The organism is Aureimonas jatrophae, assembly GCF_900104035.1.
In the GTDB taxonomy this organism is placed as follows: domain Bacteria; phylum Pseudomonadota; class Alphaproteobacteria; order Rhizobiales; family Rhizobiaceae; genus Aureimonas; species Aureimonas jatrophae.
This window is the reverse complement of the sequence record NZ_FNIT01000003.1, coordinates 428,163-442,860: the sequence shown is the minus strand read 5'-3', so window position 1 is coordinate 442,860 and position 14,698 is coordinate 428,163. Positions and strand designations below refer to the sequence as shown.

Annotated in this window: 15 protein-coding genes; 2 read left to right on the top strand and 13 right to left on the bottom strand. The window is 60.6% G+C overall.

Going from position 1 to position 14,698, the window contains the following annotated elements; all coding sequences use genetic code 11:
* Positions 1-92: 92 nt before the first annotated feature.
* Together BLQ76_RS09835 and BLQ76_RS09830 are read left to right on the top strand one after the other, a co-directional pair.
* Positions 93-1,262 (top strand): bifunctional 2-C-methyl-D-erythritol 4-phosphate cytidylyltransferase/2-C-methyl-D-erythritol 2,4-cyclodiphosphate synthase, encoded by a 1,170-nt coding sequence (locus tag BLQ76_RS09835; protein WP_090672522.1) that lies wholly within the window; start codon positions 93-95, stop codon positions 1,260-1,262.
* On the top strand, positions 1,255-1,752 hold the full coding sequence (locus tag BLQ76_RS09830; RefSeq protein ID WP_090672519.1) for a CinA family protein: 498 nt from the start codon (positions 1,255-1,257) through the stop codon (positions 1,750-1,752). The genes BLQ76_RS09835 and BLQ76_RS09830 overlap by 8 nt, the downstream gene beginning before the upstream one ends.
* On the opposite strand, the gene BLQ76_RS09825 is transcribed toward BLQ76_RS09830, so the two are convergent.
* The 13 genes from BLQ76_RS09825 to BLQ76_RS09765 form a co-directional block, all read right to left on the bottom strand.
* On the bottom strand, positions 1,749-2,219 hold the full coding sequence (locus tag BLQ76_RS09825) for a type II toxin-antitoxin system RatA family toxin (RefSeq protein WP_090672516.1): 471 nt from the start codon (positions 2,217-2,219) through the stop codon (positions 1,749-1,751). The genes BLQ76_RS09830 and BLQ76_RS09825 overlap by 4 nt on opposite strands.
* 6 nt (positions 2,220-2,225) lie before the next feature.
* Positions 2,226-3,194 (bottom strand): lipoyl synthase, encoded by a 969-nt coding sequence (lipA, locus tag BLQ76_RS09820; protein ID WP_090672513.1) that lies wholly within the window; start codon positions 3,192-3,194, stop codon positions 2,226-2,228.
* Between the two features lie 42 nt (positions 3,195-3,236).
* Positions 3,237-3,491 carry a GlsB/YeaQ/YmgE family stress response membrane protein gene (locus tag BLQ76_RS09815; protein ID WP_062010863.1) on the bottom strand — a complete coding sequence of 85 codons (255 nt, stop codon included), beginning with the start codon at positions 3,489-3,491 and terminating at the stop codon, positions 3,237-3,239.
* Between the two features lie 120 nt (positions 3,492-3,611).
* Positions 3,612-5,063, bottom strand: a complete 1,452-nt coding sequence (gene lpdA / locus BLQ76_RS09810; RefSeq protein ID WP_090672510.1) for a dihydrolipoyl dehydrogenase — start codon at positions 5,061-5,063, stop codon at positions 3,612-3,614.
* A gap of 50 nt (positions 5,064-5,113) precedes the next feature.
* Positions 5,114-5,752, bottom strand: a complete 639-nt coding sequence (locus tag BLQ76_RS09805; protein ID WP_090672507.1) for an SGNH/GDSL hydrolase family protein — start codon at positions 5,750-5,752, stop codon at positions 5,114-5,116.
* 19 nt (positions 5,753-5,771) lie between these two features.
* Complete coding sequence (locus BLQ76_RS09800) at positions 5,772-7,220, bottom strand: pyruvate dehydrogenase complex dihydrolipoamide acetyltransferase (RefSeq protein WP_090672504.1); 1,449 nt, start codon at positions 7,218-7,220, stop codon at positions 5,772-5,774.
* 14 nt (positions 7,221-7,234) lie between these two features.
* A complete protein-coding gene (locus BLQ76_RS09795; RefSeq protein ID WP_090672501.1) occupies positions 7,235-7,717 on the bottom strand; it encodes an SRPBCC family protein in 483 nt (160 codons plus the stop codon).
* On the bottom strand, positions 7,717-9,144 hold the full coding sequence (locus BLQ76_RS09790; protein WP_090672498.1) for a pyruvate dehydrogenase complex E1 component subunit beta: 1,428 nt from the start codon (positions 9,142-9,144) through the stop codon (positions 7,717-7,719). The genes BLQ76_RS09795 and BLQ76_RS09790 overlap by 1 nt, the downstream gene beginning before the upstream one ends.
* Before the next feature lie 9 nt (positions 9,145-9,153).
* Complete coding sequence (gene pdhA / locus BLQ76_RS09785; RefSeq protein WP_090672495.1) at positions 9,154-10,245, bottom strand: pyruvate dehydrogenase (acetyl-transferring) E1 component subunit alpha; 1,092 nt, start codon at positions 10,243-10,245, stop codon at positions 9,154-9,156.
* Between the two features lie 143 nt (positions 10,246-10,388).
* On the bottom strand, positions 10,389-10,721 hold the full coding sequence (locus BLQ76_RS09780) for an FtsB family cell division protein (protein ID WP_170842540.1): 333 nt from the start codon (positions 10,719-10,721) through the stop codon (positions 10,389-10,391).
* Positions 10,722-10,850: 129 nt separating this feature from the next.
* A complete protein-coding gene (gene eno, locus BLQ76_RS09775) occupies positions 10,851-12,128 on the bottom strand; it encodes a phosphopyruvate hydratase (RefSeq protein ID WP_090672489.1) in 1,278 nt (425 codons plus the stop codon).
* A 54-nt stretch (positions 12,129-12,182) separates the two neighbouring features.
* Positions 12,183-13,016, bottom strand: a complete 834-nt coding sequence (kdsA, locus tag BLQ76_RS09770) for a 3-deoxy-8-phosphooctulonate synthase (protein WP_090672486.1) — start codon at positions 13,014-13,016, stop codon at positions 12,183-12,185.
* Between the two features lie 5 nt (positions 13,017-13,021).
* Positions 13,022-14,650: a CTP synthase gene (locus BLQ76_RS09765; RefSeq protein ID WP_090672483.1), complete on the bottom strand. Its 1,629-nt coding sequence runs from the start codon at positions 14,648-14,650 to the stop codon at positions 13,022-13,024.
* Between the last annotated feature and the right edge of the window lie 48 nt (positions 14,651-14,698).

Here is a 14,698-nt window from a genome sequence, read left to right as displayed (position 1 = left end):
GCTACTCGCTTATGTGCTATGCAACGAGGTCATTGCGAAACCGGCTACGATTTGCTGTTTCAGAGTCCAAGAGACCCTAGAAGGCTGATTTGATGGAAGTTGCGGCCATACTTGTAGCGGCTGGGCGTGGCGAGCGCGCAGGACCGTCCGCGGATGGACCGAAACAATATCGTTCGGTCGGCGGTCGGGCGGTGATTGCGCACACGTTGGATGCCTTTCGCCAATCAACATCGATCAATCGGATCGTCGTCGTTGTGCATCCGGACGATATTGAACGGCTGCGGTCGGTCAGCGAGGTGGCCGACTGCATCGTCGTGACCGGTGGTCCAACACGACAAGCATCCGTGCTCGAAGGCCTTCTGGCACTCAGACAGCATGCTCCAGACCTCGTTTTGATCCATGACGCCGTGAGGCCATTCATTCAGGCGGACCTGATCGACGACGTCGTCTGTAACGCTGCGGAGGCCGGCGCCGCGCTTCCTGTTCTACCGGTTACGGATACGTTGAAGTCCGTCGATACCCTTGGACATGTGACCGCAACGGTTCCACGTGCGGGGCTCTTCGGAGCGCAGACCCCTCAAGGCTTCCAATTTCAGGAAATTCTCGCGGCACATTATGCTGCAGCTGGCCGTCCCGACATCGTATTCACTGACGATTCGTCGATTGCGGAGTGGCATGGAATCGCAGTGCGCACGATCCTGGGCAGCGTCGACAACATCAAGCTGACGACGGCACGGGATATCCAAATCGCAGACGAGCGTTTGAAGGGGTATCAACAATTGCCGGACATCCGGACTGGAAATGGGTACGATGTCCATCAACTCGTTGATGGTGAGGGCGTAACGCTCTGCGGTGTGCGCATTCCCCATAGTCAGACGCTTCTCGGTCATTCCGATGCGGATGTTGGCCTGCATGCCCTCACCGACGCGCTGCTCGCGACCTGCGCTGGTGGTGATATTGGACACCACTTCCCCCCGAGCGATCCGCAGTGGCGCGGTGCGTCGTCCGACCGCTTCCTACGCCATGCTGCTGACCTTGTTGCTGCCAAGGGCGGACGCATCTGCAATGTCGATGTGACGCTTATCTGCGAGGCGCCGAAGATAGCGCCTTTTCGCGAACTAATGCTCGAAGTGATCGGCCATGTGCTTGGGATCGATACGGAGCGCGTCTCGGTCAAGGCCACCACAAATGAGACGATCGGCTTTGTTGGACGCCGCGAAGGCATCGCAGCGATCGCAACCGCGAGTGTCGCTTATGCTTGATCGAGAGACGATCGCCGCAGCCGAGGCCTTGGTCGACGCGTTGTCGAAGCGCAGTTGGGTCATAGCGACCGCAGAGTCCTGCACGGGTGGCCTGTTAGCGGGAGCGATTACATCGGTTCCTGGATCGTCGTCGATCTTCGCCGAAGGGGTCGTCACCTATTCGAATGATGCGAAACGGCGCTATCTGGATGTCCCGTCCGAACTGCTCGGTATGTTCGGTGCCGTTTCACCGGAGGTCGCAACGGCGATGGCCGTGGGATTGCGAGCGAGGACGCAATCCGACTGCACCATATCCGTGACAGGTATTGCAGGCCCGGGAGGTGGCTCGGATACCAAGCCGGTAGGTTTGGTCTACTTTGCGCTCGCGACATCGGAGCGGGCCGAAGCATTTGAACAACACTTCGAGGGAATAGATCGCATGGGCGTCCGCAGAGCCAGTGTCCTATTCGCTCTCGAGATCGCAACCGGGCATGCACATGGCAGGCTTTAGCTACGGGCGCCCGTAGCGCGAGGTTGGCCATACACGACGTTTGCACGGTCCTCGAAGGCGTTTGCAAAGCGCCGGAAGGCGTAATCAAACATGGAACCCATCAGCAGTCCGAGGGCTCTGCTCTTGAACTCGTAGTCGATGTAGAAGCGCACTTCGCAGCCCTCGCCGACCGGCCGAAAGGTCCAACGGTTCTCAAGGTAGCGAAAAGGGCCATCGATATAGGAAACGTCGATCTCGCGATCGTCTGGCCGCAGAAGCACTTGCGATGTGAAAGTCTCTCGAACCAACTTATAGGCGACCGTCATGTCGGCGACGAGAAGCGTCTTCCCCTCTCGCTCACGCCGTGAGCGGACCCCGATATTCTGACACAGCGGAAGGAAGCGTGGGTACTGTTCGATATCTGCGACCAGATCAAACATCTGGTCAGGCGTATGGGGAACTAGCCGAGCGGTCTCGAATTTCGGCATACTTGATCAAGCGGCCTGACGAGCGATACGCGCCGCTCTAAGACGCTCGAAATCCGCGCCGGCGTGATGAGATGATCGCGTCAGGGGGCTGGAAGCCATCACAAGAAAACCCTTGGTGTATCCAACCGTCTCGAAGGACTTGAACTCCTCCGGCGTGACGTAGCGCTTGACCTCATGGTGTTTCCGAGTGGGCTGGAGATACTGCCCGATCGTCATGAAATCGACATCGGCGGTTCGCAGGTCGTCCATCAACTGAAGAACTTCGTGTCGCTCCTCACCGAGCCCTACCATGATGCCCGACTTGGTGAAGATGGTTGGGTCCAGCTCCTTCACCCGCTGCAGCAGTCGAATCGAGTGGAAGTAGCGAGCACCTGGCCGCACCGTCAGATAGTTGGACGGCACGGTTTCAAGGTTATGGTTAAAGACGTCGGGCCGTGCCGCGACGACCGCCTCTAGCGCACCAGGCTTGCGCAGGAAATCCGGCGTTAAGATCTCGATCGTCGTAGCGGGAGCCGAAGCGCGGATCGCTCGAATGGTCTCAACGAAATGCTGCGCCCCGCCATCGAGAAGGTCATCTCTATCCACTGACGTGATGACGACGTGGCTAAGGCCCATGCTGGCGACGGCACGAGCAACACTTGCTGGTTCATGAGGATCCAGCGCATGCGGCATACCTGTCGCGACATTGCAGAAGGCACACGCCCTCGTGCAAATGCCCCCCATGATCATGAAGGTTGCGTGCTTCTTCTCCCAGCAACCGCCGATGTTCGGGCAGCCTGCCTCTTCGCACACGGTCACGAGTTTGTTGGATTGGACGATCTCGCGCGTCTCGGCATAACCCTTCGAAACGGGCGCCTTGACGCGAATCCAGTCCGGTTTCGGCAGCACCGGCGTATCCGGTCTACGGGCCTTTTCCGGATGACGCGGCCGAGGCGGAACCTCGGCCGACGAACGCTTATCGAGGATGGTGACCATGACACACTAATTAAGCAGGGCCACCACCGAACGCAACGCGACTTATGCGCGTCCGCGAATGGCACGCCACAGGAAGATGAGGATGCACGCGCCAATGATCGCGACGATGAACTGAACGTACCAAATCGGCGTTGTGTAGACCCCGAGAAGGTTCAGGATGAAGTTGAGGAACAGGGCGCCGACGATGCCCAGGATGATGTTCGTCAGAAGGCCGATATTCGCCTTCATGATCTTCTCTGCGACCCATCCGGCGAGCCCGCCGAGAATGATCGACATAATGATACCCTGTCCGTCCATGCGACACTCCTTTTCGAGCTGCGGCAAAACTGCACGCCCAGAAGCATAAATGGGCCGAAAATTGGGTGGTCAAGAACTGGTGACCGGGGAAAAGACCCAACGATCACATCAACTCGCCAGTTACATGTGGATGACCTTGCCGTAGGCGTCGAGAACGCTCTCGTGCATCATCTCGGAGAGCGTTGGATGCGGGAAGACCGTATGCATCAACTCTTCTTCGGTCGTCTCCAATCCCATGGCGATGACGAAACCCTGAATCAGCTCCGTCACCTCGGCGCCGACCATATGGGCGCCAAGCAGTTCGCCGGTCTTGGCATCGAAGATGGTTTTGACCATACCCTCCGGCTCGCCGAGCGCGATGGCCTTGCCGTTGCCGATGAAGCGGAAACGCCCGACCTTCACTGTCCGCCCGTCTTCCTTCGCCCGCTCCTCTGTCAGGCCGACGGACGCAATCTGCGGCTGGCAATATGTGCACCCGGGGATCTGCGTCCGCTTCATGGGATGCGTGTCCATGCCTTTGATCGCCTCGACACAGATCGTGCCTTCGTGCTCCGCCTTGTGCGCCAGCATCGGCGCGCCGGCGACGTCTCCGATCGCATATATACCCTGCACATTGGTACGCCCGGCGCCGTCTACCTTGATGATCCCGCGCTCCATCTCGACGCCGAGTGCTTCGAGGTTCAGATCGTCAACATTGCCCTGAACGCCGACGGCCGAGATCAACCGCTCCGCCCGAAGCGTTTGCGACTTGCCGTCCTGTTCGATGGTGACTTCCACGCCCGGTCCCGATTTCGCGACCTTTGCAACCTTCGCGTTCGAAAGGATCTTCATGCCCTGCTTTTCGAACTGCTTGCGAGCGACAGCGGCGATCTCTGCATCCTCGACGGGGAGGATTTGGGGAAGCAGTTCCACCACCGTCACTTCCGCGCCCATCGCGCGGTAGAAGGATGCGAACTCGATGCCGATGGCACCCGAACCCATGACGATCAATGATTTCGGTAAGGCGGCCGGCTTCATGGCCTCGAAGTAGGTCCAGATGCGATCGCCGTCCGGTTCCATGCCGGGAAGTACCCGCGGCCGTGCGCCTGTCGCCACGATGACGTGCTGAGCACTGTAGGTACCGTGCGGTAGAACCGCTTTCGGAACCGGATTTTGCGGCTCGACGGCAGGCTTCGACGCCGGCCCGACCTGTACCTCGACCGGACCGCCCTTCCCGACCTTCGTGATTTTCGCTTCGCCCCAGATGACGTCGACCTTGTTCTTCTTCAACAACATCGCAACGCCGCCGTTGAGTTGCGCCGATACACCGCGCGACCGCTTCACGACGGCGCCGATATCGAAGCCAGGCTGGGCGAGCTTGAGACCGTAGCTCTCACCGTGTTGAGCGTAATGGTAGATTTCGGCCGACCGCAACAAGGCCTTGGTCGGGATGCATCCCCAATTCAGGCAGATGCCGCCCAAGTGTTCACGCTCCACCACCGCGGTACGGAAGCCCAACTGCGCGGCACGAATGGCGGCGACATAGCCACCGGGTCCACCGCCGATGATGAGGATGTCGTAGGGTGCAGCCATCGGTCAGCGTCCTGAGAGTTTGGTTTGAAAGGCGGCCTCGAGCGTAGCGCTCAAGTGAGCGTGCCGAGTGTTGAGGCGATCGCGGCACCCAGCTTCCGAGTGTTCTCCGCATCCAGATGGATCCCGTCGGTCGGTGTCGCCGTACAGATCTCCGATGCAGCGACATGGACGCAGCCTAGCCGACGCGCAAGGGCCTCGAAGAGCTCGGCAAACTGCAAGGACTCCGCTCGCGCGAAACCGAACATCGCGTCAAAGTTATCATCGGTTGTTTCGACAAGTGCCGGTGGGGACACGATGACAACCTCGGGAGCATCGTAGTCGAAGCCATAGGGAAAGTTGCGCGCTATCTCTACCAGCCGCTCCATCCCCCAGGCCGCCTCGCGCGCCCGGCCACCACCGGTATGACGCTTCAGATCATTCGATCCAAGCGCCAAGACCAAGACGTCGATGGGCGCGTGTGTGGCAAGGATGGTCGGTAGGACACGCGCACCATTGCGATCGCCCGCGGCTAGATGGTCATCGTAGGCCGTCGTGCGGCCATTCAGGCCTTCCGCGATGACGTGCGCTCGGCGTCCCAGTGTCTCCTGCACGACGCTCGGCCAACGGTCTTCGTACCGGTGGCGTCCTTCCCCGTCGGCATCGAAGCCCCACGTCAGCGAGTCGCCGTAGCAGACAATCGTTGAGGTCATGCGACTGCTTTCCCCAAACTCAAACGAGCATGCTCATGGGGTTTTCAATGAATCGACGGAAGGCGGACAAGAGTTCAGCTCCCAAAGCGCCATCCACTGCGCGGTGATCCGTCGAAAGCGTCACGGTCATCAGATTGGCAATTGTGACAGCACCGTTACGGACGACGGCTCGTTCCTCGCCGGCACCGACCGCCAGAATCGTCGCGTGTGGCGGGTTGATGACCGCCGCAAAGTCGCGAATGCCGAACATGCCGAGGTTGGATACGGCGGTTGTCCCGCCTTGATACTCCTCGGGCTTCAACTTGCGCGAGCGAGCACGCTTGGCGAGGTCCTTCATCTCGTTCGAGATAGCCGAGAGGGTCTTTTCCTCGGCCCTGCGGACAATCGGGGTAATCAAGCCGCCTTCGATCGAGACGGCAACGCCGACATCGGCGTGTCGATGTTTAAGCATTGCCTGATCGGTCCACGAGACATTGGCATCCGGGACCGCCTGTAGGGCACAGGCCATGGCCTTGATGACCATGTCGTTGACGGAAAGCTTATAGGCCGGCTTATCACCCGCCTCGGTGCGGATCATCGGCGCGGCAGCGTTGAGTTGCTTGCGAAGCGCCAAAAGCGCGTCGAGTTCGCAGTCCAAACTGAGATAGAAATGCGGAACGGTCTGCTTCGACTCGACGAGGCGTTTCGCGATCGTCTTGCGCATGCCGTCGTGCGGGATCTTCTCGTAGGACCCTTCGCCAAACAGCTTGAGGATCGCATCGTCCGCAGAGGGCCGTGCCGAAGCGGGAGCTGCCTGTGCGGGAGGAGAAGAGGACGCCGCGGTCGGTTGGGCCGCGCTCGCAGGCTGCGCCGAGCGCTTGCCGGTTGCACCATTCTTTGCAGCTGCCTCGACGTCGGCCTTCACGATGCGCCCGCGCGGACCGGATCCCGACACGGCGGCAAGGTCAACGCCCTGTTCTCTTGCCAGGCGTCGGGCGAGCGGAGACGCGATTGTGCGACCGTCTGACTTGGTCGCGGTGGACGAAGCCTCACCGCTTGCCATGCGTGGCCCGCCCGAAGCGGTTTCCGCCGGGCGCTCATAGGAACGCTGCGACAGATCCTTCGCCGCTTCCTGGTCGACCACGACCGCGTTATCGCCTGAGGCTCCGCCCTGCGGCTTTGCATCGCCTGCACCCGTCGACGGGGTCGCTTGTTCCGCCCCGGACGATGCGACGCTCGCTTCCTCACCGTCGGCCGCCAGGATTGCGATGACCGCATTGACCTTCACGCCCTCGGTCCCTGCGGGAACGACGATCTTGGCGACCGTGCCTTCATCGACCGCCTCGACTTCCATGGTCGCCTTGTCGGTCTCGATCTCCGCGATCACGTCACCGGACGAGACCTTATCACCTTCCTTGACCAGCCACTTCGCCAGGTTGCCTTCCTCCATCGTCGGGGAAAGGGCTGGCATCGTTACGTTGATCGGCATGGTGGACGGTCCTCTCACTCGCCCTTGGCGTGGGCATCGATGTCTTCGGCATGCGCAGCCCAATTGCTCAGGTGGCGCGTCCAATCGTCTTGATGGCTGTGCATGTAGGCGAGGCGCTCGCGTTCGGGAGCCGCCATCCAACCTTGATGTTCAATGGTAACGAGCGAACCTTGGTCGCTCGCTTCAATCCAGATCGACACGACTGTGTCGAAGCCCCAATCATCGTCCGCCCAAACCATGACAAGGCCGTTCGGCGGATGGAAAGCCGTGACTTGCGCCCGCACGGTCCGTCCGCGTCCCTCCGGATCGATCCAGGGAGCTGTGAACATTCCGCCAGTCTTGGCGTCAAATTCGACATGTGTCCGCCACCATTTGCGGAAGCAGGTCGGGTCGGTCAGACACGCCCAGACGCGCTTCGGCGGTGCCGAAACGTGTCTGAGTATTCGAAGCGTCCCCTCACCGTCATCGACGGACGGCGAAACTTCGGGCTTGTCCATCAATCGCGATAACAAACGGCGCGGACGGCCTCTATGACGTCCTTGACCGAAGGCAGAGCCAACTTCTCAAGGTTTGCGGCATAGGGCATCGGCACATCCTTGCCGCAGACCTTCAAAACCGGCGCGTCGAGATCGTCGAAGGCGCGGACCATCAACTGCGAGGCGATCTCGGATCCAACGGAGTTCTGTGGCCAGCCCTCTTCGACGGTCACGCAGCGGTTGGTCTTGCGCACCGAGCGCACGATAGCATCGACATCCATCGGACGGATCGTACGTAGGTCGATGACCTCGGCGTCGATGCCCTCCTTCTCGAGTTGCTCGGCGGCCGCAACCGCATAGGTCATACCGATTCCGAACGAGACGATAGTCACGTCCTTGCCTCTGCGGTGGACACGCGCTTTACCGATCGGCACCGTCCAGTCGTCGACCTGCGGCACATCGAAGGAATGGCCGTAGAGAATCTCGTTCTCTAGGAAGACGACCGGGTTAGGGTCGCGGATCGCAGACTTCAGGAGACCCTTCGCGTCGGCCGCCGTATAGGGCTGAACCACCTTGAGCCCTGGGATGTGGCTGTACCATGCCGCATAATCCTGGCTGTGTTGTGCGGCCACTCGTGCAGCCGCACCGTTGGGTCCGCGGAAAACGATCGGGCAACCCATCTGCCCGCCAGCCATATAGAGGGTCTTCGCCGCGGAGTTGATGATCTGATCGATCGCCTGCATGGCGAAGTTGAAGGTCATGAACTCGACGATCGGCTTCAGTCCGCCGAAGGCTGCCCCGACGCCCATACCCGCAAAGCCGTGCTCGGTGATCGGCGTATCCACGACGCGCCGTGCGCCGAACTCTTCCAGCAAACCCTGGCTGATCTTGTAGGCGCCTTGGTACTCGGCAACCTCCTCACCCATGAGGAAAACCCGCTCGTCGCGGCGCATTTCCTCCGCCATCGCGTCGCGGAGCGCTTCACGGACAGTCTGGCTGGCAAGCTTGGCGTCTGCAGGAACCTCTTCGGCGTAATCGCCATCGGCATCGCCGACTTCGGGATGGGACATGCCGGCGGCAGGGACAGATGCAGCCTTCGACTTATCGGCTTCGCTAGCGTCGGGCTTGGCCTCCTGCGGAGCCTCCTGCTTCGCCGACTGCAACGGCGTTGGAGCCGCAGCCGTCTTGGCATCATCCGCACTTTCGCCATCGGCGAGGAGCACCGCGATCGGCGTGTTGACCTTCACGTTTTCGGTGCCGGCCTGCACGAGGATCTTCCCGATCGTACCCTCATCGATGGCCTCGACCTCCATGGTCGCCTTATCGGTCTCGATTTCGGCGATCACATCACCCGGGGCGACCGTATCACCTTCATTCTTGACCCATTTGGAAAGCGTTCCCTCCTCCATCGTGGGCGAGAGAGCAGGCATCAGGATTTCGGTCGGCATGGTTCGCCCTTACTCCGCGGCCTGCGGGATGTCGTCAGCATAGATGTCGGTCCAGAGCTCCGCCACGTCCGGTTCCGGATCGTTCTGCGCAAACTCCGCAGCGTCCGCGACGATCTCGCGAACCTCCTTGTCGACGGTCTTCAGTTCGTCTTCGCTCATGGCATGAGCATTGACGAGACGAGCCCGCACCTGCTCGATCGGATCGGACTCCGAGCGCATCTTCTGCACCTCGTCGCGTGTCCGGTACTTCGCCGGGTCCGACATCGAGTGGCCGCGGTAACGATAGGTCAGCATCTCAAGGATGATCGGGCCCTCGCCCGAGCGACAGTGTGCCAAAGCCATGTCGCCTGCCGCCTTCACAGCGCGCACGTCCATGCCATCCACTTGGATGCCGGGGATTTTGAACGAAATACCGCGGTGGGCGAAATTCGTTTCGGCAGAGGCGCGATTGACGGCCGTACCCATCGCATAGCGGTTGTTCTCGATCACGTAGATGACCGGAAGCTTCCACAACGAGGCCATGTTGAAGCTCTCGTAGACTTGGCCTTGGTTCGCCGCGCCGTCACCGAAGTAGGTGATCGAAACCGCGTCGTTGCCCTTGTAGCGGTTGGCGAACGCGAGGCCTGTCCCAAGCGAGACCTGGGCTCCGACGATGCCGTGTCCTCCATAGAAATGCTTCTCTTTCGAGAACATGTGCATAGAGCCGCCTTTGCCCTTCGAGTAGCCAGAGCGGCGACCCGTCAGTTCGGCCATGACGCCACGGGACTCCATACCCGTCGCGAGCATGTGCCCATGATCGCGGTAACCGGTGATGACCTCGTCGCCCTCTTTCATCGCCATCTGCATGCCGATGACGACGGCCTCCTGGCCGATGTAGAGGTGGCAGAAGCCACCGATGAACCCCATGCCGTAGAGTTGCCCAGCTTTCTCTTCGAAACGACGAATCAGAAGCATGTCGCGATACGCGCGCAGCTCCTCGTCCTTGCTGAACTGAACGGGCGCTGGCGGCTCAAAAGCCCGAAGGGTATCGACGATCGCACCCGCGGCGCGAGCCTTTTCGGCTGCGACTTTAGGACTGGTCTTCGGCTTGCTGGCGGCCATGACGTATCCGTCTTCACGCGTCCGCGAGGCGGACATTGCGAAGGACACTATCAGCTTCGGCGCCGAAGCAACAAGAGAATGATCGGCCTGAACCGTATTTTGGTCAACAAGAGCGTACGTGAATTTCGATAACCGATAATCAGTTACTCTCTTGGCTCGAACAGGATGACAATTTCATCGGCATTCGCCGTATTCAGCGTCCGTCTTGCGCGTTCGTCGATCATATCGCGTTCAAGCGTGCCGTCGCTGAGGAGCTGCACTCGCTTCTCGATGCCGCTCCGTTGCTTGAGAAGCGAGTTCAGGGTCGCTTGCTTCGCGCCCAATTCCACGCGGAGTTGGATACCGGCCTCGGTGCCGTAACGTCCACTTTCGGCGTGCGTAATGAAATAGCCGAGACACGGCAGCGTAATGGCCGGAACCACAAGCAGCCGAAGCGGGGAGCGACGATACTGGCGTGTTTGGGTCGGGAGCGTCATGCGCATATCCTCCCAAAACATCCTTAGCAAAACCCTAAGCCAGCCGCGACAGCTGCTACTGGAACTTCTGCCATTCCGAACGCAAACGGGGCGCCGAAGCGCCCCGTCGAGATCCAGCTGGTTTGAGGTTCAGCGACCGCGCAGGATCGACCGACCCGCGTAGACCGCCTGATCGCCGAGCTCCTCTTCGATGCGCAAGAGCTGATTGTACTTGGCGAGCCGGTCAGAGCGAGCCAGCGAACCCGTCTTGATCTGACCGCAGTTCGTAGCAACCGCTAGGTCTGCGATTGTCGAGTCCTCGGTTTCTCCCGAGCGGTGGGACATGACGGCCGTGTAGCCTGCACGGTTTGCAACGCTCACGGCATCCAGCGTCTCTGTCAGTGTACCAATTTGGTTGACCTTTACGAGGATCGAGTTGGCAACCCCCTTCTGGATACCCTCGCGCAGCCGCTGCGAGTTCGTGACAAACAGATCGTCGCCGACGAGCTGCGTCGTGGAACCGATGCGGTCTGTCAGGCTCTTCCAGCCGGCCCAGTCATCCTCGGCCATGCCATCTTCGATCGAGATGATGGGATAGGAACCGGCGAGCTCGGCGAGATATCCAGCCATCTCGTCGGCAGACAGTTTCCGCTTCTCCCCTTCGAGATCATAGACGCCGTTCTTGAAGAACTCGGTCGAGGCACAGTCCAATGCGAGATAGATGTCCTCGCCAGGCTTGTAGCCGGCGCGCTCGATCGAACGCATAACGAAGTCAAGCCCGTCGCGAGCGGAGCCGAGGTTGGGTGCAAAGCCGCCTTCGTCACCTACGTTGGTGTTGAGGCCGGCGTCCTTCAGAGCCTTCTTGAGCGTATGGAAGATCTCGGCGCCCATGCGCAGACCCTCGGCGAACGTCTCAGCGCCGACCGGCATGATCATGAATTCTTGGAAGTCGATCGGATTGTCGGCATGCGCACCACCGTTGATGATGTTCATCATCGGTACCGGCAGGACATGGGCGCCGGCGCCACCCACGTAGCGGTAGAGCGGCAGGCCTGCGGACTCGGCAGCTGCCTTGGCGACTGCCAGCGACACACCTAGGATCGCATTGGCGCCCAGACGGCTCTTGTTTGCAGTTCCGTCGAGCGAACGCATCACCGCATCGATGCGGATCTGGTTCTCCGCTTCGAAACCCACCACCGCTTCCAGGATGTCGTTGTTGACCGCCTGAACGGCCTGTTGCACGCCCTTGCCGCCGTAGCGCTCGTCCTTGTCGCGAAGTTCGACGGCCTCGTGCGCACCCGTCGATGCACCCGACGGGACCGCCGCGCGGCCCATGGATCCGTCCTCCAGGACGACATCGACCTCGACCGTCGGATTACCCCGGCTGTCAAGGATCTCTCGGCCGATGATGTCGATGATCGCTGTCATGGTATTTTACCCGTTTGGAGGTTTTGCCCGATGGCCGATTGGCCGAATGGGTGGTTAAAAACCCTTAGCCACGGCGTCCAGTGCCTGAAGCCGTTCGAGAAGCGTCCGCATGGCGTCAAGCGGCACCATATTCGGTCCGTCCGAGGGAGCGGTATCCGGATCCTCGTGGGTCTCGATGAAGAGGCCGGCCACACCGACCGCCACGGCGGCCCGTGAGAGCGTTTCCACGAAACGACGTTCGCCACCCGAAGAACCGCCCTGCCCGCCGGGCTGTTGCACGGAATGTGTCGCATCGAACACGACCGGCGCCCCGGTCTCCGCCATGATCGGAAGCGCACGAAAGTCCGAGACGAGCGTGTTGTAGCCGAACGAAGCGCCTCGTTCCGTCAGAAGAACGGTGTTGTTACCGGCATCAATAAGTTTTCCAAGGACATTGGTCATGTCCCACGGCGCAAGGAACTGACCCTTTTTGACGTTGACGACCCGGCCGGTCCGCGCGGCGGCAATGAGGAGGTCGGTCTGGCGGCATAGAAAAGCGGGGATCTGCAGAACATCGCAAACTTCACCCACTTCGGCGCATTGCTCGGCCGTGTGAACGTCGGTGAGGACCGGCAGATCGAATTCGCGCTGTATCTCGTCGAAGACGGGCAAGGCGCTGTCAAGACCGATGCCACGTCGCCCCTTCATGCTGGTACGGTTCGCCTTATCGAAACTCGCCTTGAAGACATAACCGATACCAAGATCGCCGGTGATGCGTTTCATGCGCTCCGCAATCATCAGCGCGTGGTCCCGACTTTCCATTTGGCAGGGACCGGCGATCAAGGCGAAGGGTTGGTTCTGCGCGAAGTCGACGCCGCGCAAGGTGATATGGGAACGTGGCTCAGTCATTGGGCTCAAACCAGTCGCGACTGCTCGACAGCCGCCGCGATGAAGGAAGCGAAAAGCGGGTGCGGCTCGAACGGACGAGACTTGAGCTCCGGATGATACTGGACGCCGATGAACCAGGGATGATCCGGCAGTTCCACCGTCTCAGGCAGAAGTCCGTCCGGCGACATACCGGCAAACCGCATGCCAGCCGCCTCGAGCCGATCACGGTAGGATCGGTTGACCTCGTAGCGATGTCGATGGCGCTCACGGATCGCCGTGTCACCGTAGATCGATGCGATGCGCGACCCACCTGCGAGCTTGGCGTCATAAGACCCGAGCCGCATCGTGCCGCCCAGGTCCCCCTCGGCGGCACGTTGCTCGAGTTCGTTGCCCTTCATCCATTCGGTCATGATGCCGACGACCGGCTCGTCGGTGGGACCGAACTCAGTCGAGCCTGCGTTCTCGACGCCTGCGAGAGAACGCGCTGCCTCGATGACCGCCATCTGCATGCCGAAGCAGATCCCGAAGTATGGGACGTTACGCTCACGAGCGAAGCGCGCCGCCAGGATCTTGCCCTCCGATCCACGCTCGCCGAAGCCGCCAGGCACGAGTATGCCGTTCACGCGCTCGAGATACGGGGTTGGATCCTCTTTCTCGAAGACTTCGGACTCGATCCAGTCCAACTTGACGCGGACACGGTTGGCAATGCCCCCGTGCTGAAGCGCCTCCATCAGGGACTTATAGGCGTCCTTCAGACCCGTGTATTTGCCGACCACCGCGATCGTGACCTCGCCTTCCGGATTGGCGACCGCGTCGACGACCTGATGCCACCGGTCGAGCTTCGGTTTGGGAGCCGGATCGATGCCAAAGGCAGCCAGAACTTCGGTATCGAGACCTTCCTTGTGGTACGCGACGGGCACGTCATAGATCGTTGCGACATCCAGAGCCTGGATGACAGCCGATTCACGCACGTTGCAAAACAAGCTCATCTTACGCCGTTCCACCTCGGGGATCGGCCGGTCGGCGCGTACCAGCAGGATATCCGGCTGTATCCCGATGGAGCGCAGCTCCTTGACGGAATGCTGGGTGGGTTTCGTCTTCAGCTCGCCCGCAGATGCGATGTAAGGCATCAGCGTCAGATGGATATAGACCGCACCGCCACGAGGTAGATCGTTTCCGAGTTGGCGGATCGCCTCCATGAAGGGCATCGCCTCGATGTCACCCGCTGTCCCACCGATCTCGCACAGAACGAAATCGTACTCCTCGTTGCCCTCGAGAACGAAGTTCTTGATCGCGTCCGTGACGTGCGGAATGACCTGGACAGTCGCACCGAGATAGTCGCCCCGCCGCTCCTTCGCGATGATCTCCTGATAGATCCGCCCGGTCGTTATGTTGTCCATCCGATTAGCGGACCGACCGGTGAAACGCTCGTAATGTCCGAGGTCGAGGTCCGTTTCAGCACCGTCGTCAGTCACGAAGACTTCGCCGTGCTGCGTTGGGCTCATCGTGCCCGGATCGACGTTCAGATAAGGGTCAAGCTTGCGCAGACGGACCCGATAGCCCCGCGCCTGCAGAAGCGCACCGAGGGCCGCTGAAGCGATGCCCTTCCCGAGTGAGGAGACCACGCCGCCGGTGATGAAGATGTATCGCGCCATGGGCCTTCCCGATACTCGCTTGGGCTGGATTCGGCCAGCCGAAAAAAC